This window comes from Bifidobacterium mizhiense, assembly GCF_020884755.1.
GTDB classification, from domain to species: Bacteria; Actinomycetota; Actinomycetes; order Actinomycetales; family Bifidobacteriaceae; genus Bombiscardovia; species Bombiscardovia mizhiensis.
The window spans coordinates 1-3,940 of record NZ_BPWE01000009.1 but is presented as its reverse complement, the minus strand read 5'-3'; the positions used below and the strand labels follow the sequence as shown (position 1 = coordinate 3,940).

Below are 3,940 nucleotides of genomic sequence, written 5' to 3'. Positions count from 1 at the left end.
AACAGGACGAGCCCGAACACTACGGCACCGCCATCAACTGGAACGAGTTCCACACACCAGTCAGATACCCCAACACCACACTCTGACCAACACACAACCAAACCCACACACAGAACCTAAAACAACGCGTTTAGTTCCTATAGGCCCCTAAATTAGGTATGCCCTTAGCGCATACGAATCATACTTTACAATAATTTTTGACTTATTGCATCTTTTTGTCAATAATTTATGGAAGACTTTTAACCGTCACGCAAGCAATACTTGTATTGCGTCTCAGTGTAAAGTTCGCTGTAGCTTTTCGCGTTGTGGATTCGTATGGTGCTCGGGGTTTCGTCGGGCTGTGGATTGGGGTTGGGTATGGCTGGTGAGTTTCTGTCCCTTGAGGGTGTCTCCTATCATTACGGTTCGGGCGGGGCCGGCATCACCGACGTGTCCCTGCAATGCCCGCCTGGGTCGTGGACGGCGATCATGGGGCCCTCGGGCGCGGGCAAGTCGACCCTGCTGAATTGCGCCTCGGGCCTGCTGCCGGTCGACCAGGGCTTGGTGCACATCGGGCAGCATGACCTGGCCCGGATGGGAGAGGCCGACCTGACACGTGTCAGGCGTGACCTGATCGGGTTCGTGTTTCAGGACTACAACCTCGTCGAAGCGTTCACATGCCTGCAGAACGTGATGCTGTCCTTCCTCTTCGGCGGGCCGCGCATCGAGGTCGACGACGCCGTGCGGGCCCTGCAGGCGGTGGGTCTGGATGGTTTCGCCGACGTCTATCCCTCGGACATGTCGGGCGGGCAGCGGCAGCGTGTGGCGGTGGCCAGGGCTTTGGCCTCGAGGCCCTCGGTCGTCTTTGCCGACGAGCCGACGGGCGCCCTGGACACCGCCGGCTCCCAGCTGGTGCTGGACGCCTTCGGCCAGGTGGCGGCGCGGGGGTCCACGGTGCTGATGGTGACCCACGACCCGGATGTGGCGGCCCGTGCTGGCAGCACCGTGTTCCTGGTCGACGGCCGCATCCACTCGGTGTGGTCGGGCTGCACGGCCGAGCAGCTGGCCATGCACCTGGCCGAGACCACGTTGAGCGGGGCCGACCGGTGAGCGCGGGCATGGCCTCCCCGGCCCAGCAGGCGAGCCGACCCTGGCGCAAGCGGCCAACAAGGGCCAGCCTGTCCTTCTCCCTGGTCAGGGCCCACCGCTCCTCCTACTGGATCATGTGCCTGGCCGTGTTCGCCACCACGACCCTGTCCTGCGCGACCCTGCAGGCACGTCAGGCGGGCCTGGCCTACGACGGCCTGCACGGCCTGGAGGGCCTGAACGCCTACCACCGCATTCTGACCAAGGCCTACTACGACCTGGCATTGAACACTGTGTCGCTGATCGCGCTGGTGTTCTGCCTGCTGGTGACGGTGTTCCTGGTCCTGTCATCGGTGTCCTTCCTGGTCCAGGAAAGGCGCCGGGAATACGGCCTGATGCGGCTCAACGGCGCCTCGGGCAAACAGGTCGTGGCCATGGCCCTGCGAGAGTTCTCCCTGCCCCTGGCCCTGGCCGACGCCGCGGGATGCCTGGCCGGATCCCTGCTGACCGTTCCTGTGGGCATGGCCTTCATAAGGGCCATGGGCACCACGGACATCGACCTGCTCTTCCACCCCAGGGCCCGCCTGTGGGTGGCGGCCGTGGCCTTCGCCCTGATGATGGCGGTCTGCCTGCTGGGCGTGTGGCTGGCCACGCGCAGGTTCGGGGCCGAGACCCCCCTGAAGCTGATGACACAACCGGCCGTCAAGGACAAAAAGGCCAGCCGGTTGCGGATCGTATGCTCCCTGGCCCTGTTCCTAGCCTCTATCACGGTCGCCTTCATGCCGGTCGACCGCTCGGAGTTCTACGACCGGCTGCTGGGCTTGATCGTCCTACTGATAATCACCGTGTACGTGGCCGCCCCCCTGCTGGTCCCCCCGGTAGCATCCCTGCTGGGCCTGCTGGCCGAAAAAACCGCGGCCGGACCGGGCCTGCTGGCCCGGCAACGGGTCCGCAGGGGCAGGGCAGGCGCCACGGCCATAGCGTTGCCGGCCATGATGGCGCTGACCATTCTGGTCTCCTTCATCCTCATCATGCAGGCGGGCCGCATGAGCTCGGTGGTGCTCAGCATCGAGCCCATGAAGGCCGACGTGGTGGCCTCCTCGGACGACCTGTCCCAGGCCGGCAGGATCTCGCGCACGCTGCAGGGGCTCGGACGGGAGGTCGGCACAGCCGACATCTACCAGACCCAGCAATGGGTCCTGACCGACAAGCACGGAAACATCCAGATGGACACCTTCCTCCAGGTCACCTGGGCCCAGGCCCGTGACCTGGCCGACCCCAGCCACAAGGACACCGCCCCCAAGGTGCTCCAGGGCAGCCTGGCCGACCTGGGCGCCGGCAAGGTGGCCATAAGCAGAGCATACGACAACCAGCGCAAGCCGGGCGACACGATCACCCTCATCGACCGCCACGACAAAAGACACCAGGTCCAGGTCGTGGCCGTCATCGAGCCGCCCAAGACCACCCCCCACGTGAACATGGACATGCTCACGACCGAGGATGGCCTGCCCAGGGAGGGCGAGAACGGCCGACTGTACGCCTTCATCACCGCCCGCGACCACACCCAGGCCGACGACATAGCCCAACAGATAAGGGACACCACCCACAAGATCACCGCCTTGAACAGGCAGGACTTCATCGACGACTACATCAAGACCAGCATCAAGGAGCAGCAGGGAACACCGCTCATGATAGCCGGCGGCACCATCCTGGCCCTGATATTCCTCGTCCAATCTATAGCCATAGGAATCAGCGAACGACGCATGCAGAACCGGCGCCTCAACCAGATGGGCGTCACCCGCGGCGCCCTCGCCTGGTCAGCGGCCATCGAGACCACACTCGACGTCACCGCCGGCATCATCCTCTCCCTCGTCGCCGTGGCCATCACCGAGGCATCCGTGGCGATAAGCTTCGTCCGGGACGGGGTCGGCATACAACACACACCCATCATCGCAGACATCTTCCTACCCATGTCCCTCCTGCTCCTGGCCGTCGCCATAGCCACCACCATCCTCTGCACACGCCTCACCCACAAGAACCAACCCACAAAACACTAGAGGCCAGGCCAACCATGAACTTTATCCACGTCGTCAGGAAATACATGCCGGGGCACATTCTTGCATACACGGCAAGCCTTCTGCTGGGAATCCTCGCACAAGCGGTCGTCCTGCTGCAACCACAGCTCAGCGGAGCCCTCATAGACGGCGTGCAACAACACAAAGCAATCGTATTAATCGCGGTGCAATTGGGAATACTGTTCATTCTTGGCGCTGTATTGACAGCAATCCAGCAAGCCATACTAGGCACAATAGGGGAGAAATCATTATATTCCATTCGCAACAGCATGGTCGACAAGTTTTTCCGGATGAGTTTGCTTGATAGGGAACAGAAACCTCCGGCCTGGTATTCGCAAAGAGTTTCCAATGATGCCGCTTTGATAAAGTCGGTTCCATCGCAATTCCTCTCACTGGTGCAAGGAATAATCCTGATTGTAGGTTCAGGGGTGTGCCTTGTGTGGCTTGACCCCATTTTCTTTGTGATAGTTCTCATTCCTGCAGGTTTTTCAATATCACTTATGCTTATTGCAACTAAGCCGGTAAAAAAACTGCAGAACAATCTGCAGAATGCAACAATGGACATGACCTCGACTGTGCAGGAAGCCGCCGCTTCCATGAGAACACTTGAAGCCTATAACTCTATCGACCCGGAAAAAAACAAGATATATGCGGCCTATAGGAACTAAACGCGTTGTTTTAGGTTCTGTGTGTGGGTTTGGTTGTGTGTTGGTCAGAGTGTGGTGTTGGGGTATCTGACTGGTGTGTGGAACTCGTTCCAGTTGATGGCGGTGCCGTAGTGTTCGGGCTCGTCCTGTTCC

Annotated in this window: 3 protein-coding genes; all 3 read left to right on the top strand. The window is 60.7% G+C overall.

Annotated elements, in window-relative coordinates; genetic code table 11:
* Positions 1-357 precede the first annotated feature (357 nt).
* Genes LPC22_RS08310 through LPC22_RS08300 form a run of 3 tightly spaced genes read left to right on the top strand, consistent with a single transcriptional unit; the run spans position 358 to position 3,808 of the window.
* On the top strand, positions 358-1,089 hold the full coding sequence (locus tag LPC22_RS08310; RefSeq protein WP_029676375.1) for an ABC transporter ATP-binding protein: 732 nt from the start codon (positions 358-360) through the stop codon (positions 1,087-1,089).
* On the top strand, positions 1,086-3,122 hold the full coding sequence (locus tag LPC22_RS08305; RefSeq protein ID WP_024628116.1) for an ABC transporter permease: 2,037 nt from the start codon (positions 1,086-1,088) through the stop codon (positions 3,120-3,122). Before LPC22_RS08310 ends, LPC22_RS08305 begins: the two co-directional genes overlap by 4 nt.
* Before the next feature lie 14 nt (positions 3,123-3,136).
* Complete coding sequence (locus LPC22_RS08300; RefSeq protein WP_198184437.1) at positions 3,137-3,808, top strand: ABC transporter transmembrane domain-containing protein; 672 nt, start codon at positions 3,137-3,139, stop codon at positions 3,806-3,808.
* The last annotated feature ends 132 nt before the right edge of the window (positions 3,809-3,940 follow it).